General features: G+C 68.9%; 19 protein-coding genes. 2 read left to right on the top strand and 17 right to left on the bottom strand.

Annotated elements, in window-relative coordinates; all coding sequences use genetic code 11:
• From A37W_RS23135 to A37W_RS0104140, 5 genes are all read right to left on the bottom strand, one after another.
• Window positions 1–179, bottom strand: a 179-nt coding sequence (locus A37W_RS23135) for a GTP-binding protein (RefSeq protein WP_254656009.1), incomplete at its 3' end; no start/stop codon positions are given.
• A gap of 80 nt (window positions 180–259) precedes the next feature.
• The gene (gene fusA / locus A37W_RS0104155) at window positions 260–2383 is read right to left on the bottom strand and encodes an elongation factor G (RefSeq protein ID WP_018301764.1); all 2124 of its coding nucleotides are present in this window, start codon (window positions 2381–2383) and stop codon (window positions 260–262) included.
• A gap of 17 nt (window positions 2384–2400) precedes the next feature.
• A complete protein-coding gene (gene rpsG / locus A37W_RS0104150; protein ID WP_018301763.1) occupies window positions 2401–2871 on the bottom strand; it encodes a 30S ribosomal protein S7 in 471 nt (156 codons plus the stop codon).
• A 96-nt stretch (window positions 2872–2967) separates the two neighbouring features.
• Window positions 2968–3339 carry a 30S ribosomal protein S12 gene (gene rpsL, locus A37W_RS0104145; protein ID WP_018301762.1) on the bottom strand — a complete coding sequence of 124 codons (372 nt, stop codon included), beginning with the start codon at window positions 3337–3339 and terminating at the stop codon, window positions 2968–2970.
• A gap of 280 nt (window positions 3340–3619) precedes the next feature.
• The gene (locus tag A37W_RS0104140) at window positions 3620–4519 is read right to left on the bottom strand and encodes a DMT family transporter (RefSeq protein WP_018301761.1); all 900 of its coding nucleotides are present in this window, start codon (window positions 4517–4519) and stop codon (window positions 3620–3622) included.
• A gap of 64 nt (window positions 4520–4583) precedes the next feature.
• Between A37W_RS0104140 and A37W_RS0104135 the strand changes: the two genes are divergently transcribed.
• Window positions 4584–5585 (top strand): glycosyltransferase family 2 protein, encoded by a 1002-nt coding sequence (locus A37W_RS0104135; protein WP_040753460.1) that lies wholly within the window; start codon window positions 4584–4586, stop codon window positions 5583–5585.
• Here the strand turns inward: A37W_RS0104135 and A37W_RS0104130 are convergent.
• The 4 genes from A37W_RS0104130 to rpoB all read right to left on the bottom strand — a co-directional run bounded on the left by A37W_RS0104130 (window position 5575) and on the right by rpoB (window position 14997).
• Complete coding sequence (locus A37W_RS0104130) at window positions 5575–5847, bottom strand: acylphosphatase (RefSeq protein ID WP_018301759.1); 273 nt, start codon at window positions 5845–5847, stop codon at window positions 5575–5577. The two genes, A37W_RS0104135 and A37W_RS0104130, sit on opposite strands and share 11 nt — an antisense overlap.
• Before the next feature lie 179 nt (window positions 5848–6026).
• Window positions 6027–6413, bottom strand: a complete 387-nt coding sequence (locus A37W_RS0104125) for a GFA family protein (RefSeq protein ID WP_018301758.1) — start codon at window positions 6411–6413, stop codon at window positions 6027–6029.
• 122 nt (window positions 6414–6535) lie between these two features.
• Window positions 6536–10786 carry a DNA-directed RNA polymerase subunit beta' gene (rpoC, locus tag A37W_RS0104120; RefSeq protein WP_018301757.1) on the bottom strand — a complete coding sequence of 1417 codons (4251 nt, stop codon included), beginning with the start codon at window positions 10784–10786 and terminating at the stop codon, window positions 6536–6538.
• A gap of 74 nt (window positions 10787–10860) precedes the next feature.
• Window positions 10861–14997 (bottom strand): DNA-directed RNA polymerase subunit beta, encoded by a 4137-nt coding sequence (gene rpoB, locus A37W_RS0104115; RefSeq protein WP_018301756.1) that lies wholly within the window; start codon window positions 14995–14997, stop codon window positions 10861–10863.
• A 362-nt stretch (window positions 14998–15359) separates the two neighbouring features.
• On the opposite strand from rpoB, the gene A37W_RS20930 reads away from it, so the two are divergent.
• Window positions 15360–15719 carry an iron chaperone gene (locus A37W_RS20930; RefSeq protein WP_018301755.1) on the top strand — a complete coding sequence of 120 codons (360 nt, stop codon included), beginning with the start codon at window positions 15360–15362 and terminating at the stop codon, window positions 15717–15719.
• Window positions 15720–15815: 96 nt separating this feature from the next.
• Here A37W_RS20930 and rplL read toward each other — a convergent pair whose 3' ends face one another.
• From rplL to def (A37W_RS0104070), 8 genes are all read right to left on the bottom strand, one after another.
• Window positions 15816–16196, bottom strand: a complete 381-nt coding sequence (gene rplL, locus A37W_RS0104105; protein WP_018301754.1) for a 50S ribosomal protein L7/L12 — start codon at window positions 16194–16196, stop codon at window positions 15816–15818.
• 66 nt (window positions 16197–16262) lie between these two features.
• Entirely contained in the window at window positions 16263–16781 is a 519-nt protein-coding gene (rplJ, locus tag A37W_RS0104100; RefSeq protein ID WP_026198285.1) for a 50S ribosomal protein L10, read from the bottom strand.
• Window positions 16782–17081: 300 nt separating this feature from the next.
• Entirely contained in the window at window positions 17082–18113 is a 1032-nt protein-coding gene (locus tag A37W_RS0104095) for a zinc-binding metallopeptidase family protein (protein ID WP_018301752.1), read from the bottom strand.
• Entirely contained in the window at window positions 18110–18985 is an 876-nt protein-coding gene (locus A37W_RS0104090) for an EamA family transporter (RefSeq protein ID WP_026198284.1), read from the bottom strand. The genes A37W_RS0104095 and A37W_RS0104090 overlap by 4 nt, the downstream gene beginning before the upstream one ends.
• Before the next feature lie 235 nt (window positions 18986–19220).
• Window positions 19221–20120, bottom strand: coding sequence for a methionyl-tRNA formyltransferase (gene fmt / locus A37W_RS0104085; protein ID WP_018301750.1), 900 nt, complete (start codon window positions 20118–20120; stop codon window positions 19221–19223).
• Window positions 20120–20617 carry a peptide deformylase gene (def, locus tag A37W_RS0104080; protein WP_018301749.1) on the bottom strand — a complete coding sequence of 166 codons (498 nt, stop codon included), beginning with the start codon at window positions 20615–20617 and terminating at the stop codon, window positions 20120–20122. Before def (A37W_RS0104080) ends, fmt begins: the two co-directional genes overlap by 1 nt.
• A gap of 358 nt (window positions 20618–20975) precedes the next feature.
• A complete protein-coding gene (gene def / locus A37W_RS0104075) occupies window positions 20976–21431 on the bottom strand; it encodes a peptide deformylase (RefSeq protein ID WP_018301748.1) in 456 nt (151 codons plus the stop codon).
• Between the two features lies 1 nt (window position 21432).
• On the bottom strand, window positions 21433–21954 hold the full coding sequence (def, locus tag A37W_RS0104070; RefSeq protein ID WP_018301747.1) for a peptide deformylase: 522 nt from the start codon (window positions 21952–21954) through the stop codon (window positions 21433–21435).
• Between the last annotated feature and the right edge of the window lie 29 nt (window positions 21955–21983).

Genomic DNA, 21983 nt, shown 5'->3' with positions numbered 1-21983 from the left:
GTCGAGATCGTGATCCCGCGCGCCTTCTCCTCCGGCGCGCCGTCGATCTGGTCGTACGCCCGGAACTCGCCGAAATACTTCGTGATCGCCGCCGTCAGCGTCGTCTTGCCGTGGTCCACGTGACCGATCGTCCCGATGTTCACGTGCGGTTTGTTGCGTTCGAACTTTGCCTTGGCCATCGTTCTGTTCCTTTGTCGGGTGCCGGGCGGGGGCCCGGCCTACGGGTGGTGGGTAGGCCGGGCCTAGGCCCGGCATCCCGTCATGCGTACTTCTTCTGGATCTCGTCCGAGATGTTCTGCGGCACCGGCTCGTAATGGTCGAAGAGCATCACGAAGTTGGCCCGGCCCGAGGACATCGAGCGCAGCGTGTTGATGTAGCCGAACATGTTGGCCAGCGGAACGAACGCGTTGATGATGATCGCGTTGCCCCGGGTATCCTGGCCCTGCACCTGCCCGCGACGGGAGGTCAGGTCGCCGATGATGCCGCCGGTATATTCCTCCGGCGTCGTCACCTCGACCTTCATGATCGGCTCGAGCAGCTTGGCGCCCGCACGGCGGAGGCCTTCGCGCATGCACATCCGGCTGGCGATCTCGAACGCGAGCACCGACGAGTCCACGTCGTGGAACTTGCCGTCCAGCAGCGCCACCTTGAAGTCGATCACCGGGAAGCCGGCGAGCGGGCCGCTGTCCATGACGGACTTGATGCCCTTCTCGACGCCGGGGATGTACTCCTTCGGCACCGCGCCGCCGACGATCTTGCTCTCGAACGAGTAGCCTTCGCCCGGCTCGGTCGGGCTGATCTCCAGCTTGACCTCGGCGAACTGGCCGGAGCCGCCCGACTGCTTCTTGTGGGTGTAGGTATGCTCGACCTTGTGACCGATGGTCTCGCGGTAGGCCACCTGCGGGGCGCCGATGTTCGCCTCGACCTTGAACTCCCGCTTCATGCGGTCGACCAGGATGTCGAGGTGAAGTTCGCCCATGCCCTTCATGATCGTCTGGCCCGACTCGATGTCGGTCTCGACGCGGAACGACGGATCCTCGGCCGCCAGACGCTGCAGCGCCTGCGCCATCTTCTCCTGGTCGGCCTTCGTCTTGGGCTCGACCGCGATCTCGATGACCGGGTCGGGGAACGTCATGGTCTCGAGGACGACGGCACTGTTCGGGTCGCACAGCGTGTCGCCCGTGGTCGTCTCCTTGAGGCCGGCCAGCGCGATGATGTCGCCGGCGTAGGCGCTCTCGATCTCCTCGCGGTTGATCGCGTGCATCATCATCATGCGCCCGACCCGCTCGCGCCTGCCCTTGGTCGAGTTGAGCATCTGGTCGCCCTTCTTGACCGTGCCCGAATAGATCCGGGTGAAGGTCAGCGAGCCGACGAAGGGATCGTTCATGATCTTGAACGCCAGCGCCGAGAACGGCTCCTCGTCGTCCGCGTGGCGGGCGATGTTGCGCTCCTCGGTCTCGTCGTCGGGCGAGAAGCCCATATAGGCCGGCACGTCGAGCGGCGACGGCAGGAAGTCGATGACCGCGTTCAGCAGCGGCTGGACGCCCTTGTTCTTGAACGCCGAACCGGCCGCGACCGGGACGAAGGACAGCGACAGCGTGCCCTTGCGGATCAGCTCGCGCAGCTTCTCGACGGTCGGCTCCTCGCCTTCGAGGTAGGCCTCCATCGCGGCGTCGTCCTGCTCCACCGCGGTCTCGATGAGCGTGTTGCGCCACTCGGCGGCCAGCTCCTTGAGCTCGTCGCGGATCGGCTGACGGACCCAGGACGCGCCCAGATCCTCGCCCTGCCAGACCCACTCTTCCTGGGTGATCAGGTTGATGATCCCCTCGAGCTTGTCCTCGGCGCCGATGGGCAGGTTGATCGGCAGCGGCGTCGCGCCGGTCCGGTCCTTGATCATCTTCACGCAGTTGAAGAAGTCGGCGCCGATCTTGTCCATCTTGTTGACGAAGACGATGCGCGGAACCTTGTAACGGTCGGCCTGGCGCCAGACGGTCTCGGTCTGGGGCTCGACGCCGGCGTTGGCGTCCAGCAGGCAGATCGCGCCGTCGAGCACGGCGAGCGAGCGCTCCACCTCGATGGTGAAGTCGACGTGGCCGGGCGTGTCGATGATGTTGAAGCGGAACTTCGTGTCCGACGTGCCCTCGGCGGTCGGATCCTCCTGGCGCTGCCAGAAGGTCGTGGTCGCGGCGGACGTGATCGTGATGCCGCGCTCCTGCTCCTGCTCCATCCAGTCCATGGTGGCGGCGCCGTCGTGGACCTCACCGATCTTGTGGGACCGGCCGGTGTAGAACAGGATCCGCTCGGTGGTCGTGGTCTTGCCCGCGTCGATGTGGGCCATGATCCCGAAGTTGCGGTAGCGCTGAAGGGGGTAGTCGCGAGCCATCTCGGCCTCCTTTCCGCTTACCAGCGGTAGTGGCTGAACGCGCGGTTCGCGTCGGCCATCTTGTGGGTGTCTTCACGCTTCTTGACGGCGGAGCCGCGGCCGTTGACGGCATCGGCGAGCTCGCCGGCGAGGCGCTCTTCCATCGTGTGCTCGTTCCGGGCCTTCGCGGCGGAGATCAGCCAGCGGATGGCCAGCGCCTCGCGACGCTCGGGGCGGACCTCGACGGGGACCTGGTAGGTCGCGCCGCCGACCCGGCGGGAGCGGACCTCGACGGACGGCTTCACGTTGTCCAGCGCCTCGTGGAACACTTCCACGGGGGCCTTCTTGAGGCGGCCCTCGACGCGGTCGAACGCGTTGTAGACGATCCGCTCGGCGACGGACTTCTTCCCGTCGACCATGAGGTTGTTCATGAACTTGGTGACCACCCGGTCGCCGAACTTGGCATCGGGCAGGACTTCGCGCTTCTCTGCGGCGTGACGGCGGCTCATCGGCGTACCTTCGGTTCTCTTGTCTCTACGCGCCCCGGCCTTGGCCGGGGCCTCCTGGGTCGGCGGGGCCCCGGATCAAGTCCGGGGCGGGCCGCATTATTTCGGCCGCTTGGCGCCGTACTTGGACCGGCGCTGCTTGCGGTTCTTGACGCCCTGGGTGTCGAGAACGCCGCGCAGGATGTGGTAGCGCACGCCCGGAAGGTCCTTGACCCGGCCGCCGCGGATTAGCACGACCGAGTGCTCCTGCAGGTTGTGGCTCTCGCCGGGGATGTAGCTGATGACCTCGTACTGGTTCGTCAGCCGGACCTTCGCCACCTTCCGCATCGCCGAGTTCGGCTTCTTCGGGGTCGTCGTGTAGACCCGCGTGCAGACGCCGCGCTTCTGCGGGCAGCCTTCGAGGTGCTGCGACTTCGACTTGGTGACTTTCGGCTGCCGCGGCTTGCGGATCAGCTGCTGGATCGTTGGCATTCGGCTCGCTTCCCTAGTCCTAGCACATGTGCGCAGGCCGCGAGGCCCGCTGGTTCCAAAGCCCCCGCGGCGTCCCGCGAAAGCACAAAAAACCCGCTCGGTTCCCGCAACCTGCGGAACGGAGCGGTGGGTCCTCAGAGGATCGGGGCCGTTGCCGGGCCCGGATCATGACCACTTCAACTCTGGTTCTCGGGCAGGGGCAGCCCCCGTCCGAGCGCGCCGTATAGGGGGAGTCGGATAGGGTGTCAACAGCCCCGCCCCGGGGCCCGGCCGCCCCCGTTCAGCGGGGCGGAACCCGCGGGCGTGCGATGCCGATACGCCGCTCGCGCCAGAACGAGAACACGCCCGAGCCGACGACGATCGCGGCCCCGGTCAGGGTCAGCGCATCGGGAAACTCGCCGAAGACGACGAGGCCCGCGACCATGGCGGCCAGTAGGCCGGTATAGCGGAACGGGGCCACAAAGCCCACGTCGCCGAGGCGCATCGCGGTGACGACCGACAGGATCGCGGCGGTCACGAACAGCGCGGACAGGCAGATGAGGCCCGAAGCTCCGGCGGTCGGGCGTCCCCAGTCCTGCCCCAGCATCAGCAGGGCCCCCATGCACGCCACGATTCCCATCGAGACGAGGCTGACCAGCAGCGTCGGCACCCCCGGCGACAGGCGGCGCGTCACCAGGTCCCGGGTCGCCGACAGCGCCACCGTCGCGACGCCGAGCGCGGAGGCGGCGGAGAACACGTCCGTCCCCGGCCGCACGATCAGCAGCACGCCGAGGAAGCCGGCCCCGATCGCCGCCCATCGCCGCCACCCCACCTGCTCGCCGAAGACCAGCGCGGCGCCCAGCGTCACGGCCAGCGGCAGCGCCTGCAGGATCGCGGTGAGGTCGGCGAGGGGCATCGACAGGAGCGCGGTCAGGAAGGTCCAGGCCGCGCCCGCCTCCACCAGCCCGCGCAGCAGCATCAGGCCCCAGTCGCGGCCGCTCACCCCGCGAAAGGTCAGGCCGCCGCGGCGCCAGGCGATGATCCCGACGAGGGCGCAGGCGACGATGCCGCGCATCAGGATCACCTGCATCAGCGGCAGGTCCTGCGCCACCAGCTTCACGCTGGTGTCGTTGAGCGCGAAGCAGGTCATCGCCAGCGCCATCAGGCCCGCGCCGCGGAGGTTCTCGCTGTGGGACGTCATCGGGGCGGCCTTACGCCGCCCGCCCGCTGGACGCCAGAGGGGCGAAGTGCTCATCTGCGCGGCGATGAGCGACGCGAGCGAAAGGTTCCTCGTTTTCGCGGGGATGAGGAACGAGGGCGCCTACCTGCTGGAGTGGGTGTGCTGGTACCGCATGCTCGGCTTCGACGTGCTCGTCGGCGTCAACGACTGCACCGACCACTCCCCCGCTCTGCTGCAGCGGCTGGCCAAGGAAGGCTGGCTGAGCTGGTTCGAGCATCGCCCGGCCGAGGGGCAGCGGCCCAAGGCCTCCGCCCACGCGGCCCTGATGAAGCGGCCCGAGTTCGCCGCGACCGACTGGCTGCTGATCTGCGACGTCGACGAGCTGCTGGTGCTGCACCGGGGCGACGGGACCATCGGGTCGTTCCTCGACGACCTGGGGCGCGATCACCTGGGCGTCGCGTTCCACTGGCGGTGCTTCGGCAATTCTGGCTGGCAGCGCTATCGCGACGGGCTGGTGCACCGCCAGTTCCGGCGGTGCGGGCCGTCCGGGATGGGGCCGAACATCATGGTGAAGACGCTGACGAGGACGCCGCAGCGCTTCCGCCGCTTCTCGGACCACGGGCCGTGGCGGTTCACCGGCACGATGGGCGAAGGGCGGAACGTCATCGTCGACGGCGAGGGCCGGGTGATCGAGCGCTTCACGACCGGCCCGCACCCGGTCCGCTACACCTCGCGGGACGAGATCACCCACCGCGGCGCGCAGATGAACCACTACGTCATCCGCTCGGACGAGCATTTCGACCTCAAGCGCGGCACACCGTCGGCGACGGCGGGCAAGGACCGCTACACCGACAGGTTCTACCGCAACCGGAACCGCAACGGGCAGACCGATGTGTCGGCGCTGGCCTACGAGGCGCAGTTCGACCGGATCCATGCCGAGGCGATGGCCCTGCCCAGCGTCGCGCGGCTGCACCACCTGTGCTGCGCCGACTACGTGGCACGCCTCTGCGCGCACCAAGGCGTCCGGCCGGAGGAGGATCCGCGCTGGCGCGGCCACATGGCGGAGGTGGAGGCGCTCAGCGCCTGACCTCGAAGCCCTCCAGCCCTTCCGCCGGAACCCGGCGGTGCGTCACGTCCTGCACCCGCGCCGCACCGGGGCCGGAGAAGAGCTGCGTCACCAGCGCCTCGACGTCGGCCTCGGGTCCTTCGAGATGGCCGGTCACGCTGCCGTCGGTCTCGTTCCGCACCCAGCCGCGCAGCCCCGCCGCCTCGGCCTGGCCGCGGGTCCAGGCGCGGAAGGCGACGCCCTGCACGTGGCCCGTGACGCGAAAGTTGACCGCGATGTCCATGGGAGGGAGGGTAGCGCGGCGGCGGCCCCGGCACACCGCCCTGCCCCCTATCTTGCCTGAAAATACTCCGGCGCGACGCCGCCTCACCCGCGACGCCGCGACCTGCGCGCCCCGGATGGGACGGCGGGCGGGGCGATGCGGGGCGCCGGCAGGCGCCGCCGCGAGCGCCGGACGCCGTCCTAGAGGTGCCGAACCTCGGCCGGCGCCTCCCACCAATTGTCGTGCCGCCCGTCGCAGTAGCGCACCGGCGCCTCGGCGAGCGCGGCGGGGTCGGCGTCGTCGAGGGCGGCGACGCTGATGACCACCTTCTCGACCGGATCCCAGTCCGTGGGCGCCTGGCGTGCCCAGGTGAGGACGCCGCAGGTCGAACAGCGCGCGGGCGTCAGGGCATCGGCGGCGACCCCCTTCAGCGCGCGGAACCGGTCCGGCGGGACGGCGAGCGACCAGTAGCGGTTCTTGAGGCACCAGGTGCAGTTGCACTTGGTGGTCCCGTCGGCGAGGTCGATGTCGGCCTCGAAGGCGATGGCGCCGCAGTGGCAGCTGCCGTGGTAGGTCTGGCAGGTCATAAAATGTCTCCAGACTGATCCTGCCGCCGGACTATCCCGCCCCTCCTGTCCGGACCTGTCAGCAGCCCCATGAAAAAGGGCGCCCGAAGGCGCCCTCTCCCCTGGCCATGATGGTCCTGTGCCTATTCGTCCCGGCTCTCCGGCGTGTCGACGATGAGGGTGTCGAGCTCCTCGTCGCCGATCGCCTCGTCGCCGCCCTGCGGGGCCTCGAGGGCGAGCGCGGCCTCGGCGGCCTCGCGACGCTCCTCGATCACCGAATTGTCCCGCTTCTGCGCCTCCAGACGCACGCGGGAGGAGGCGCCGCCGGTGCCGGCCGGGATCAGCCGGCCGACGATGACGTTCTCCTTCAGGCCGACCAGCTTGTCCCGCTTGCCCTGCACCGAGGCCTCGGTGAGGACGCGCGTGGTCTCCTGGAACGACGCGGCCGAGATGAACGACCGGGTCTGCAGCGAGGCCTTGGTGATGCCCAGCAGGACCGGCACGCCGTGCGCCGGACGACCGCCCTTGGACAGCGCCTTGTCGTTGGCCTCGTCGAACTCGGCCTTGTCGACATGCTCGCCCTTGAGCAGCACGGTGTCGCCCGACTCCATGATCTCGATCTTCTGCAGCATCTGGCGAACGATCACCTCGATGTGCTTGTCGTTGATCTTCACGCCCTGCAGTCGGTAGACGTCCTGCACCTCGTCGATCATGTACTCGGCGAGGGCCTCGACGCCCATGATGGCGAGGATGTCATGGGGCGCGGGATTGCCGTCCATGATGTAGTCGCCCTTCTGGACGTAGTCGCCCTCCTGCACCGGGATGTGCTTGCCCTTGGGCACCATGTACTCGACCTTGTCGAGGGACTCGTCGGCCGGCTCGATCGCGATGCGCCGCTTGTTCTTGTAGTCCTTGCCGAAGCGCACGTAGCCGTCGATCTCGGCGATGATCGCGTGGTCCTTGGGACGACGGGCCTCGAAGAGTTCGGCCACACGCGGCAGACCGCCGGTGATGTCCTTGGTCTTCGCGCCTTCCCGCGGGATCCGCGCCACGACGTCGCCGGCCTCGATCTTCTGGCCGTCCTCGACCGAGAGGATCGCGTCCACCGACATCGTGTAGGTCACCGGGTTGCCGGCATCGTTGCGCACCGGCTCCCCGTCCTCGCCGACGATGATGATCTCGGGCTTCAGATCGCCGCCCTTCGGCACCGAGCGCCAGTCCGTGACGATGCGCTGGGTCATGCCCGTCGCCTCGTCCGTCTCCTCGCGCACGGCGATGCCGTTCACCAGATCGACGTACCGCACCGTCCCCGCCTTCTCGGCGATGATCGGCAGGGTGTAGGGATCCCACTCGTACAGCTTGGTGCCGCGGTTCACCTCGTCGCCGTCCTTGACGAACAGCTTGGAGCCGTAGCCGACCTTGTGGGTCGCCCGTTCCTCGCCGGTCTCGTCGCGGATGACGATGAGCATGTTGCGGCCCATCACGATCTGCTCGCCCCGCGCGTTGGTCAGCAGCTGCTGGTTCTGCAGCTCGATCGTGCCGGCCTGGCTGGCCTCGAGGAACGATTGCTGGCCGCCCTGCGCCACGCCGCCGATGTGGAAGGTCCGCATCGTCAGCTGGGTGCCCGGTTCGCCGATCGACTGGGCGGCGATGATGCCCACCGCCTCGCCGATGTTGACCATCGTGCCGCGGGCCAGGTCGCGCCCGTAGCACATGGCGCAGACGCCGTCCTCGGCCTCGCAGGTCAGCGGGCTCCGGATGCGCACCTTCTGCAGGTTGGCCGTCTCGATGAGGTCGGCCTTGCGCTCGTCGATCAGCTCGCCGTGGGCGACCAGCACCTCGTCGGTGCCGGGACGGGTCACGTCCTCGGCTGCGACGCGGCCCAGCACACGCTCGGCCAGGGACGAGACGATCTCGCCGTCGTTGATCGCGGCCTGCGCCGTGATCGCCTGGTCGGTGCCGCAATCCCGCTGCCGGATGATGCAGTCCTGCGCGACGTCGACGAGACGGCGCGTCAGGTAGCCCGAGTTCGCGGTCTTGAGCGCGGTGTCCGACAGACCCTTCCGCGCGCCGTGGGTGGAGTTGAAGTACTCCAGCACGGTCAGGCCTTCCTTGAAGTTCGAGATGATCGGCGTCTCGATGATCTCGCCCGACGGCTTGGCCATGAGGCCGCGCATGCCGCCCAGCTGCTTCATCTGCGTGACCGAGCCCCGGGCGCCGGAGTGGGCCATCATGTAGACGCTGTTCGGCTCCATCTCGGCGCCGTTCTCGTCCACCTTCTTGGACGAGATCGTCTCCATCATGGCGGCCGTGACCTTGTCGTTGCACTTCGACCAGGCGTCCACGACCTTGTTGTACTTCTCGCCCTGGGTAATCAGGCCGTCCATGTACTGCTGTTCGAAGTCCTTGACCTGCTCGCGGGTCTCCTCGACCAGGGTCCACTTCGCCTCGGGCACGACCATGTCGCCCTTGCCGAAGCTGATCCCGGCCTTGAAGGCCTCCTTGAAGCCCGCGGACATGATCTGGTCGCAGAAGATGACCGACTCCTTCTGGCCGCAGTAGCGGTAGACGGTGTCGATGACCTGCTGCACCTCCTTCTTGCGGAGAAGGCGATTGACCAGGCTGAACGGCGCCTTGGCATTGAGCGGCAGCAGCGCGCCCAGCTTGAGGCGGCCGGGCGTCGTCTCGTGACGCTCCCAAACCTCGTTGCCCTCGCCGTCGATCTGCTTGATCCGCGCGGTGATGCGCGAGTGCAGGTGCACCTCGCCGGCGGTCAGGGCCTGCTCGACCTCTTCCACGCCGGCGAACGACATGCCCTCGCCCGGCATGCCCTCACGCTCGATCGTGGTGTAGTAGAGGCCGAGGATCATGTCCTGCGACGGCACGATGATCGGCGCGCCGTTGGCGGGCGACAGCACGTTGTTCGTGGACATCATCAGGACGCGCGCTTCCAGCTGGGCTTCCAGCGAGAGCGGCACGTGCACGGCCATCTGGTCGCCGTCGAAGTCGGCGTTGAACGCGGCGCAGACCAGCGGGTGCAGCTGGATCGCCTTGCCTTCGATCAGCACGGGCTCGAACGCCTGGATGCCGAGACGGTGCAGCGTCGGCGCCCGGTTCAGCAGGACCGGGTGCTCGCGGATCACCTCGTCGAGGATGTCCCAGACTTCCGGGCGCTCCTTCTCGACCAGCTTCTTCGCCTGCTTCACCGTGGACGACAGGCCCTTGGCCTCCAGCCGCGAGTAGATGAACGGCTTGAACAGCTCGAGCGCCATCTTCTTGGGCAGGCCGCACTGGTGCAGCTTCAGCTCGGGACCCGTCACGATGACCGAGCGGCCCGAGAAATCGACCCGCTTGCCAAGCAGGTTCTGGCGGAAGCGGCCCTGCTTCCCCTTGAGCATGTCCGACAGCGACTTCAGCGGGCGCTTGTTGGCGCCGGTGATGACGCGGCCGCGGCGGCCGTTGTCGAACAGCGCGTCGACCGACTCCTGCAGCATCCGCTTCTCGTTGCGGACGATGATGTCCGGCGCGCGCAGCTCGATCAGCCGCTTGAGGCGGTTGTTCCGGTTGATGACCCGGCGGTAGAGGTCGTTGAGGTCGGACGTCGCGAAGCGGCCCCCGTCCAGCGGGACCAGCGGGCGCAGTTCCGGCGGGATCACCGGGATCACGGTCAGGATCATCCATTCGGGCCGGTTGCCCGACTCGATGAACGACTCGACGATCTTCAGCCGCTTGATGATCTTCTTGGGCTTCAGCTCGCCGGTGGCTTCCTTCAGCTCCTCGCGCAGACGCTCGGCCTCGGACTCCAGGTCGATCTGGGCGAGCATCTCGCGGATCGCCTCGGCGCCGATGTTGGCGGTGAAGGCGTCGAGGCCGTAGGCGTCCTGGGCGTCGAGGAACTCTTCCTCGGTCATCAGCTGACCGTAGGTGAGGTCCGTCAGGCCCGGCTCGATGACGACGTAGTTCTCGAAGTAGAGGATGCGCTCCAGATCACGGAGCGTCATGTCGAGCATCAGGCCGATCCGGCTGGGGAGCGACTTGAGGAACCAGATGTGCGCGACGGGCGCTGCCAGCTCGATGTGGCCCATGCGCTCGCGCCGGACCTTCTGCAGCGTCACCTCGACGCCGCACTTCTCGCAGACGACGCCGCGGTACTTCATGCGCTTGTACTTGCCGCACAGGCACTCGTAGTCCTTGATCGGCCCGAAGATGCGGGCGCAGAACAGCCCGTCACGCTCGGGCTTGAACGTGCGGTAGTTGATCGTCTCGGGCTTCTTGATCTCGCCGAAGGACCAGCTGAGGATCCGCTCGGGCGACGCGAGCGAGACCTTGATCTCGTCGAACGTCTTGGCCGGCGTCAGCGGGTTGAACGGGTTGTTGGTCAGTTCCTGGTTCATCTTGAATCCTTAAGAAATTCGGGCGGAAGGGAGGGCGGGGCGACCGTGCGGCCGCCCCCGGCGCAGGTGCGCCGTCACTCCTCCTCCGCGTCCAGGAGTTCCATGTTCAGGCCGAGGCCGCGGACTTCCTTGACGAGCACGTTGAAGCTCTCGGGAACGCCCGCCTCGAAGTTGTCCTCGCCCTTGACGATCGCCTCGTAGACCTTGGTCCGGCCGGCCACGTCGTCCGACTTCACGGTCAGCATCTCCTGCAGCGTGTAGGCGGCGCCGTAGGCTTCGAGCGCCCAGACCTCCATCTCGCCGAAGCGCTGGCCGCCGAACTGCGCCTTGCCGCCCAGCGGCTGCTGGGTGACGAGCGAGTACGGCCCCGTGGAACGGGCGTGGATCTTGTCGTCCACCAGGTGGTGCAGCTTGAGGATGTACTTCACCCCGACCGTGACCTTGCGGCTGAACTGCTCGCCCGAGCGGCCGTCGAAGAGGATCGACTGCCCCGACGTGTCGAAGCCGGCACGGGTGAGCATGTCGTCGACGTCGTGCTCCTTCGCGCCATCGAAGACCGGCGTCGCGATTGGGACACCGCGGGTGACGTTGCCGGCCATCTCGACCAGCATGTCCTCCGCCGTCTGCTCCAGCCCTTCCTCGTAGACGTCGTCGCCGTAGGCGAGCTTCATCGCCTCGCGGACCGGCGTCAGGTCGCCCGAGCGCCGGTAGTCGGCGAGCGCCTGGTCGATCTTGATGCCGAGGGTCCGGGAGGCCCAGCCCATGTGCGTCTCGAGGATCTGGCCGACGTTCATCCGGCTGGGCACGCCCAGCGGGTTGAGGCAGATGTCGACCGGAGTGCCGTCGGCGAGGAACGGCATGTCCTCGATCGGGATCACCTTCGAGACCACGCCCTTGTTGCCGTGGCGGCCGGCCATCTTGTCGCCCGGCTGCAGCTTGCGCTTCACCGCGACGAACACCTTGACCATCTTCATGACGCCCGGGGGCAGGTCGTCGCCGCGGCGCACCTTCTCGACCTTGTCCTCGAAGCGGGCGTCGAGGGTGCGCTTCTGCACCTCGTACTGCTCGTTCAGGGCCTCCATGATCTTGGCGTCGTCCTCGTCCTCGAGGGCGAGCTGCCACCACTGGCCGCGGCTGAGCTGGTCGTCCAGCACCTCCTCGGTGATGGTGCCGCCCTTCCAGCCCTTCGGACCCTTCACGGCCTGCTTGCCGAGGATCAGCTCGCGCAGGCGGGCATAGATGTTGCGGTCGAGGATCGCGAGCTCGTCGTCCCGGTCACGGGCCAGACGCTCCACTTCCTCGCGCTCGATCTGCAGCGCGCGCTCGTCCTTCTCGACGCCGTGCCGGTTGAAGACGCGGACCTCGACGATGGTGCCGTAGTCGCCCGGCGGCAGCCGGAGCGAGGTGTCGCGGACGTCGGACGCCTTCTCGCCGAAGATGGCGCGGAGCAGCTTCTCCTCCGGCGTCATCGGCGATTCACCCTTGGGGGTGATCTTGCCCACGAGGATGTCGCCCGGGCCCACCTCGGCGCCGATGTAGACGATGCCGGCCTCGTCGAGGTTGCGCAGCGCCTCTTCACCGACGTTCGGGATGTCGCGGGTGATCTCTTCCGGCCCCAGCTTGGTGTCGCGGGCGGCGACCTCGAACTCCTCGATGTGGATCGAGGTGAAGACGTCGTCCGAGACGATCCGCTCGGAGATCAGGATCGAGTCCTCGTAGTTGTAGCCGTTCCACGGCATGAACGCGACGAGGACGTTTTTGCCCAGCGCCAGCTCGCCCATGTCGGTGGACGGGCCGTCGGCGATGACCTCGCCCTTGGACACCAGGTCGCCCACCTTCACCAGCGGACGCTGGTTGATGCAGGTGTTCTGGTTCGACCGCTGGAACTTGCGCATCCGGTAGATGTCGACGCCGGGATCCCCGACCTCGAGATCCTCGGTGGCGCGCACGACGATCCGCGCGGCATCGACCTGGTCGATCACGCCGGCCCGCTTCGCCATGATCGCGGCGCCCGAATCCTCGGCCACCTTGCGCTCCATCCCGGTGCCGACGAGCGGCGCCTCGGCCTGCAGCAGCGGCACCGCCTGCTTCTGCATGTTGGAGCCCATGAGCGCGCGGTTCGCGTCGTCGTTCTCGAGGAACGGGATCAGCGAGGCCGCGACCGACACCAGCTGCTTGGGCGAGACGTCGATCAGGTCGACGCTCTCGACCGGGGCGAGCATGTACTCGCCCGATTGCCGGGTGTTGACGAACTCGTTCACGAACTTGCCGGACTCGTCGATCGTCGCGTTGGCCTGGGCCACCGTGTGACGCATCTCCTCGGTCGCCGACATGTACTGCACGTCGTCGGTGACCTGGCCGTTCTGCACCTTGCGGTACGGGGTCTCGATGAAGCCGTACTTGTTCACCCGCGCGAAGGTCGCGAGGTTGTTGATGAGACCGATGTTCGGGCCTTCCGGCGTTTCGATCGGGCACATCCGGCCGTAGTGCGTCGGGTGCACGTCGCGCACCTCGAAGCCGGCCCGCTCGCGCGTCAGACCGCCCGGGCCGAGGGCCGACAGGCGGCGCTTGTGCGTGACTTCCGACAGCGGGTTGGTCTGGTCCATGAACTGCGACAGCTGCGACGAGCCGAAGAACTCGCGCACCGCGGCCGCGGCCGGCTTGGCGTTGATCAGGTCCTGCGGCATGACCGTGTCGATCTCGACGCTGGACATGCGCTCCTTGATCGCGCGCTCCATGCGCAGCAGGCCGACGCGGTACTGGTTCTCCATCAGCTCGCCGACCGAGCGCACCCGGCGGTTGCCGAGGTGGTCGATGTCGTCGATCTCGCCGCGGCCGTCGCGCAGGTCCACCAGCGCCTTGATGCAGGAGATGATGTCCTCCTTGCGCAGCGTCCGCTGGGTGTCGGGCGCGTCGAGATCGAGGCGCATGTTCATCTTCACCCGGCCCACGGCCGACAGGTCGTAGCGCTCGGAATCGAAGAACAGCTGGTCGAACAGGGTCGAGGCGGCCTCGACGGTCGGCGGCTCGCCCGGGCGCATGACGCGGTAGATGTCCATGAGCGCGCCTTCGCGGTTCATGTTCTTGTCCGCGGCCATGGTGTTCCGCATGTACGGACCCACGGTGATGTTGTCGATGTCGAGCACCGGGATGTCGGTAATGCCGGCGTCCAGCAGCTCCTTCACGGTGCCGCCGACGACGTCGCCGTCCTTGTCCATCTCGAGCGTCAGCTCGTCGCCGGCCTCGACGTAGATCGCGCCGGTCTCCTCGTCGATGATGTCGCGGGCGACGAACTTGCCGGCGATCTGGCGGAACGGCACCATCAGCTCGGTGACCTTGCCCTCGTCGATCAGCTTCTTGACCGCGCGCGGCGTGACCTTGTCGCCGGCCTTGGCGATGACCTCGCCGGTGGCGGCGTCCACGAGGTCGTAGGCCGGACGGGTGCCGCGCACCCGCTCGGGGAAGAACTTCGTCGTCCAGCCCTGGGCCTTCTTGTCGAACGCGTAATCGACGGTGGTGTAGTAGGCGTTCATGATCGCCTCCTGATCCATGCCGAGGGCATAGAGCAGGGTCGTCACCGGCAGCTTCCGGCGACGGTCGATCCGCGCGTAGACGAGGTCCTTGGCGTCGAACTCGAAGTCGAGCCACGAGCCGCGGTAGGGAATGATCCGGCAGGCGAACAGCAGCTTGCCCGAGGAGTGCGTCTTGCCCTTGTCGTGGTCGAAGAACACGCCCGGGGAGCGGTGCATCTGGCTGACGATGACCCGCTCCGTCCCGTTCACGATGAAGGTCCCGTTCGGCGTCATCAGGGGCATGTCGCCCATGAAGACGTCCTGCTCCTTGATGTCCTTGACCGACTTGGCGCCGGTATCCTCGTCGACATCGAACACGATCAGGCGCAACGTCACCTTAAGCGGCGCGGCGTAGGTCATGTCGCGCTGCTGGCACTCGTCCACGTCGTACTTGGGCTTCTCAAGCTCGTAGCGCACGAACTCCAGCACCGCGGTCTCGTTGAAGTCCTTGATCGGGAAGACGGACTGGAACGTGCCGCGCAGACCTTCGCCGTCCATCGGCTCGGGCTGGTCGCCGGACTTCAGGAACAGGTCGTAGGACGCCTTCTGAACCTCGATGAGGTTCGGCATCTCGAGAACTTCACGGATCTTGCCGTAGTACTTGCGAAGGCGCTTCTGTCCGAGGAACGACTGAGCCATGCTGCGAGGAACTCCATGCGTCTGGCGCGCGTAACACGGCCGGGATACCGTGGGACGCACGCTGATCGGTCGGGACCGTTCCCATGCTCGAGGCGCGCCCAAACGCCTCTCTCGAAACGGTCAACTGACCCGTCAGAACGCAGGATGTCCTGCCCTCTGAGAGATCAGCGGTCGGATGGTTAGCGATGTTTTTACGGTTTGGGCTGCGGCACGAGGCGGCATCTAAGAGAGATTCGCCCCGAGCGCAAGGGGCGAGCCGTCCGGTCCGCGTCGTCAAGGGGTCCTGCCGGGGAACGGCAGGGCCTGACGATCGCGGGATAAGCTAGCAGACAAAGGCGGCAGGCGCTAGCGTCGATGGCATCATGCCGAAATTCACGACGATCGACGAATATGTCGGACACCTCCCCGAGGCGTCGAGGAACGTGGCGCAGGCGGTGCGTGCGACGATCCACGGCGCGGCGGAGCTGGTCGAGGCGATCCGCTACGACATGCCCGCGTTCCGATCGGGCAATGCCACGGTGATCTACTTCGCGGTCTGGAAGAGGCATGTCGGCCTCTACCCGATCTACCGCGGCAGCGACGCCTTCGAGGCGCGGATCGCGCCGTTCCGGGCCAAGACGGACACGGTGCAGATCCCGCTGGACCGGCCCCTGCCCCACGACCTGATCGCCGAAATCGTGAGGTCGCAGATGGCGCGGCTGGCCGGGCGGACGGCGCCTTGACCCGAGGGGCCGACGCGCAGCCGGGTTCGCGGCCTAGAACGAGAAACGGCGGCCCCTTCGGGACCGCCGTGCCGTCTTTCGGCAGAGGCGTCGGCCTCAGGCCAGCTCGACCTTGGCGCCGGCCGCTTCCAGCTTGGCCTTGATCTCTTCGGCTTCGGCCTTCGGCGCGGCTTCCTTCACCTTGCCGCCGGCTTCCACCAGGTCCTTGGCCTCTTTCAGGCCGAGACCGGTGATCGCGCGCACTTCCTTGATCACGTTGATCTTCTGCGCGCCGGCGTCCTTCAGGACGACGTCGAACTCGGTCTTCTCTTCCTCGGCGGCGGCGCCGGCGCCACCGGCGGCCGGGCCGGCCATCATGACCGCGCCGCCGGCGGCGGGCTCGATGCCGTACTCGTCCTTGAGGATGGTTTTCAGTTCCTGGGCCTCGAGCAGCGTCAGACCGACGATCTCTTCGGCGAGTTTCTTCAGATCAGCCATTTCAGGTTCCGTTCTTTACAGATGTGTTCCAACGACGGGGCCGCGCGGCCCCGCAGGCAGCGAGGATCAGGCGGCTTCCGCCCGCTCCTCGATGGTCGACAGGATGCTGGCGATGTTCGCGGCAGGCGCGCCAATGGCCCCGGCGAGGTTGGAGGCGGGCGCCCCGATGCAGCCCACGATGGAAGCGATGAGCTCCTCGCGGCTGGGCATCTTGGCGACGGCCTTGACCCCTTCGGGATCGAGCGCCGTGTCCCCCATCGCGCCGCCGAGAATGACGAGCCTGTCATTCCCGCGCGCGTACTCGTCGATCACCTTGGCCGCGGCCACGGGATCCTCGGAGTAGGAGAGCACGGTCATGCCCGTGAGGTAGTCGCCAATGCTTTCGCACGGCTTTCCCTGCAGGGCGATCTTGGCGAGCCTGTTCTTGGCAACGCGCACAGACCCGCCCGCATCACGCATCTTCGCGCGCAGGTCCTGCATCTGAGCAACCGTCATGCCTTCGTAGTGAGCGACCACCACGACGCCAGAGCTTTCGAAGATCTGGCCGAGTTCCTCGACCACTTTCTCTTTCTGGGCTCTATCCACAGTTTCACTCCAAGTTGGGGGTTGCCCCCCGGCTCTGTCTTGCCGCACCCCGGAGGATCCGGGGCCCGGCGATTTGGTCCAGCGAACGGGGGAGCCGAAACTGCCGCGGATCGCGCCCGTGACGGGCGGTCCGGCCAATCTGGTCTGTTCCCGTCTCGGGCAGGACTTCCGGGGATCGCGCCCCCGCCCACCGTCTCGGACGAAACGCAGCGGGGCGCGTGACGAATCGCGCGCTCCGGTGCGGGAGCGGTCCTAGACCGTGGGGCGCGGCTTGCCAACCCCTTGCGGGGCGCGGGCGCGTCAGGGCGTGCCGCGGGCCTTGCGGATGACGCCGGCGATGAAGCGCAGCTTGTCCATCACCGCCCCGCCCAGAACAAAGGGATAGAGGTCCGGCAGGCCCATCGTGCGGTTCATCCCGTTCAGCGCGACGGTCAGCGGGATCCACGCCTCCAGCAGCCCGTCCACCGGATCGCGGCCGTACGGGTCGGCTGGCATCGCGCGGCCGGCGACCGACATGCCCCACGCCCCCGCCATCTCGAGCGCGTCGACGATGTGCAGCAGGTGCGCCCAGGTCTCGGCCCAGTCCTCCCACGGATGAGAGGAGGCGTAGGCGCTGACGTGGCGCTCCTGCCAGTCGGCCGGCGCGCCGCTCGCGTAGTGCGCCTTGAGCGCCTCGCCGTAGTCGGCGCGCTCGTCGCCGAAGACCTCGCGGAACGCCTCCAGCCGGCCGCCGTCGCGGATCAGCTTGTCCCAGTAGTAGTGCCCGACCTCGTGGCGGAAGTGACCGAGGAGCGTGCGGTAGGGTTCGTGCATCGCGGTGCGGCGCGCCTCGCGCTCCGCGTCGTCCGCCTCGGCCAGGGCCACCGTCACGACGCCGTCCTCGTGGCCGGTCATCGCGTTCTGGCCGCCTTCGTCGGCCGGGAAGTCGAAGACCAGCGGCTCGGGCCCCTCCTCCTCCGGCAGTTCGGGCGGGATGCCGAGGCGCAGGAGGCCGTAGATGAGCCGGCGCTTCGCCGCCTCCATCTTCTTCCACAGGGCGAGATTCCCGGGGGCGGACAGGTCGGGGATGATGTGGTTGTGCCGGCAGGCGCGGCACAGGCCCCCCTCCTCGCGCGGGACCAGCCAGTTGCAGGCCGAGCGCTCCCAGTTCTCGCAGAACCGCCACGGCCCCTCGTCCGGCGCCGAGGGGCGGCGCCAGACCGGGCCGTCCGGCTCAAGCCCCAGCATGCGAGCGCCGTGGCGGTCGTAGCCGACGGCGCGGCCGCAATTGAGGCAGGTGACGTTCTCGAAATGCAGCGCGTGGCCGCATTCGGAGCAGGCGAAGATCTTCATGACGGGGGTCTTTCGGTACCGGTGCGGCTGCGCAACGCCCCAGCGCCCGGCCGGGTCCATAGCGAGAGGGCGATTCCACCGAGGACGAGGGCGGAGGCGGCCACGGCGCGCGCGCCCGGCGGCTCCGCCAGCAGCAGCCAGCCGGCGGCGGCGGCGAGGACGGGGACCGACAGCTGCGCCACCGCCGCACGGCTTGCGCCGAGCGTCGGCAGCAGGCGGTACCACAGCGCGTAGCCGAGGCCGGAGGTGACGGCGCCGGACAGGATCGCCGCCGCCGCGCCGGCGGGCGTGGGCAGCGTGACGGGGAGGACGAGGAGCGGCGCGAGGACCAGCGGCGTCGCGAGGCGGAAGTTCCGGGCGGTCGCGGCGAGCGGATCGGCAGCGCCCCACCCGAGCAGGGAGTAGACGCCCCAGCCGAGCGCCGCCGCGGCCATCAGCGCCGCCCCGCCCGCCGGCACGTCCCCTGCCCCGCCCGCCGGCCAGACGAGAAGCGCCAGTCCGGCGAGTGCCAGCGCCGCGCCCGCCCAGCGCCGGGGCGGCACCGCCTCCCGCCCCAGGACCGCGCCGGCGAACATGGTCACCTGCACCCCGCCGAACAGGATCAGCGCGCCGATCCCGGCGTCGAGCGTCAGGTAGGCCAGCGAAAAGCCGGCCATGTAGAGGGCGAGCGCCGTGGCGCCCCGCCAGCCGCCGCCCTCCCCGCCCCCGCCCCGGGCCGCGACCAGCAGGGTCAGGACGAGCGCGCCAGAGACGGTCCGCAGGATCGCGAAGGCGACAGGGTCGGTCCCCAGCCCCGCCACCGCGAGGCGGTTCAGGACCGAGTTCGCGGCAAAGGCCACCATTGCGGCGGAGGTCAGGAGCAACAGGTGCACGGACAATGTCTCACAAGGTCCGGCTCAGCCGGGCACCGTCAGGATCACCCTGCCGCGGTCGGTCGCGACGACGCGCTTCGAGGCGGAGACGCAAATGTTCGCGAGGTTGTCCGAACCGACGACACGGTCGCGGGGAACTCCGCGGCCGCATCCGCGCGGGGGCTCTTTGCGAGACCGGCTCGATGGCTGCAGCCGCGACCCGGCAGCCCGACTCTCGGAACAGGCCCCCCATCCCTCACCCCAGCCCCGCCGGCAGCTCCATTCCGCGCAAAGCCTCGGCCGCGGACATCGGCCGCTTGCCCGCCCGCTGCACCTCGGTCACCTCGACCGCGCCCGATCCGCAGGCGATCGTGAAGCCGCCGAGAACCTCGCCCGGCGCCCCCTGTCCCTCCGCCACGCGGGCGCGCAGCAGCTTGACCCGCTCGCCCGCCACCTCGCACCAGGCGCCGGGAAAGGGCGAGAGGCCGCGGATGTGGGCGCTGACCTCGTCCGCGGGACGGGTCCAGTCCACCCGGGCCTCGGCCTTGTCGATCTTGGCGGCGTAGGTCACGCCGTCGGCCTGCTGCGGGACGGGCGTCAGCGCGTCCAGCCGGGCCAGAGCCTCGACCACCGCCTCCGCGCCCAGCGCGGCGAGGCGGTCGTGCAGGTCGCCGGTCGTCTCCTCCGGGCCGATCGGGGTCCGCCGCTCCAGCAGGATCGCCCCGGTGTCGAGGCCGGCCTCCATGGCCATGATCGCGACCCCGGTCTCGGCGTCGCCTGCCATCACCGCGCGGTGGATGGGGGCGGCGCCGCGCCAGCGGGGGAGGAGCGAGGCGTGGATGTTGAGGCAGCCGCGCGCCGGCGCGTCCAGCACCGCCTGCGGCAGGATCAGGCCGTAGGCGACGACGACCGCCACGTCGGCGCCGAGCGCGGCGAAGGCCGCCTGCTCCTCCGGCGCCTTCAGCCGCTCCGGGTGGCGCACCTCGATCCCGAGCGCCTTCGCCCGGTCATGGACCGGAGACGGGCGGTCCTTCTGGCCGCGGCCGGCAGGGCGGGGCGGCTGGGTGTAGACGCACGCGACCTCGTGGCCGGCCTCGACCAGCGCGTCCAGCGCCGGGACGGAGAAATCCGGCGTCCCCATGAACACGATCCGCATCAGCGCCCCCCTTTCCGCGCCTTCGCCAGCAGGCGGTCGCGCTTCAGCCGGCTGAGGCGGTCGAAGTACATCCTTCCGTCCAGGTGGTCGATCTGGTGCTGCACGCTGGTCGCCCAAAGCCCGACGAAGTCGCGGTCCTCCCACTCCCCCGCCGCGTTCAGGAACCGCACCGTCACCGCGCGGGGGCGGGAGATCACCGCCGAGACGCCGGGCAGGTTGGGCGAGGCCTCGTCATGCTCGCGGAACTCCACGCTGGCGTGGAGCACGGAGGGGTTCGCCATGCGCACCGCCTGTCCGCGGGCGTCGCTGGCGTCGACGACGGCAAGGCGGAGCGACACGCCCAGCTGCGGCGCGGCGAGGCCGACCCCGGGCATGGCGTCCATCGCCTCGATCATCTCGTCCCAGAGGGAGCGGATGTCGTCGGTGATCTGCGGGACCTCGGCGGCGGGGGTGCGCAGGACCTTTGCGGGCCAGGGGATGAAGGGGCGATGGGTCATGGGAATGCACGCCCCGAGGCCGACCGGATGGAGCGCGTCCCGGGCCTGACCCGGGACCTCGATCCGGTCGAGCCCCCGGCTCGGGGGCCGGGGAGGGTGTTCGTTGCCAGCGCGGCCCGTCCCGGGCCTGACCCGGGACCTCGATCCGATCGGGCCCCCGGCTCAGGGCCGGGGCGGGTTTGGCGTCCCGGCGAGGCCCCAGCTCGGGGGCCGGGGCGGGTGTCCGTTGCCAGCGCGGCCCGTCCCGGGCCTGACCCGGGACCTCGATCCGATCGGGGCCCCGGCTCGGGGCCGGGGCGGGTTCGGCGTCCCGGCGAGGCCCCGGCTCGGGGGCCGGGGCGGGCACGGCCGGCGACCCTCACGCCGCCTGCACCCGGTCGGTGCAGAGGATGCCGTCGAGGTGGTCGTACTCGTGCAGCACGCAGCGGGCGGCCCAGCCCTCGAACAGGTCCTCGGCCCCGGCGCCGTCCAGCCCCTGCCAGCGCAGGCGGACGGCCACGGGGCGGCGGACGAGGCACGGCACGCCGGGGATCGACAGGCATCCCTCCTCGGCCTCTTCCATCTCCTCGGACACCGACAGGATCTCGGGGTTCGCGAAGACGCGCGGGTCCGGCGCGCCCTCCTTCCACGCGACGTCCGTCACGAAGAGCCGCGAAGCGACCCCTACCTGCGGCGCCGCCAGCCCGCGGCCGGGGGCGGCGTACATCGCGCGCAGCATGTCCCACGCCAGCGCCGCCAGCGCCCCGTCGAACGCCGAGACCGGCGCGCAGAGCTCGCGCAGGACCGGGTCGGGCACGGTGCGGATCGTCAGCACGTCAGGCCCGCGCCCTCTCGCGCTTCAGCTTCACCATCTTGCGCGTGATCATCTGCCGCTTCAGCGGCTTGAGGTAGTCGATGAAGAGCCTGCCATCGAGGTGGTCGATCTCGTGCTGGACGCAGGTGGCCCACAGCCCCGAGAACCGCTCCTCGTGGCGCTCGCCGTCGAGGCCGGTCCAGGCGACGTCCACCTCGGCCGGGCGCTCCACGTCGGCATACTGCTCGGGGATCGACAGGCAGCCTTCCTCGTAGACCGTCCGCTCCCCGGAGGACCAGGTGACCACCGGGTTGACCAGCACCATCGGCCGCGGCGGCTCGCCCTCCTCCTTCACGCAGTCCATGACCAGCAGCCGGCTCATCACGCCGACCTGCGGCGCGGCGAGGCCGATGCCCGGCGCCTCGTACATCGTCTGCAGCATGTCGTCGGCCAGCCGGCGCAGGTCGTCGGTGATCTCGTCGACGGGCTTGGCCGGCGTCTTCAGCCGCGGATCGGGGTGGATGAGGATGGGGAGCAGCGCCATGAGGGCGATTTAGGACAGGGCCGGACGCG

The sequence above is a fragment of the Wenxinia marina DSM 24838 genome (assembly GCF_000379485.1).
Classification (GTDB): Bacteria; Pseudomonadota; Alphaproteobacteria; order Rhodobacterales; family Rhodobacteraceae; genus Wenxinia; species Wenxinia marina.
The sequence above is the reverse complement of the archived record's forward strand: the minus strand, read 5'-3'. Positions and strand labels throughout refer to the sequence as shown.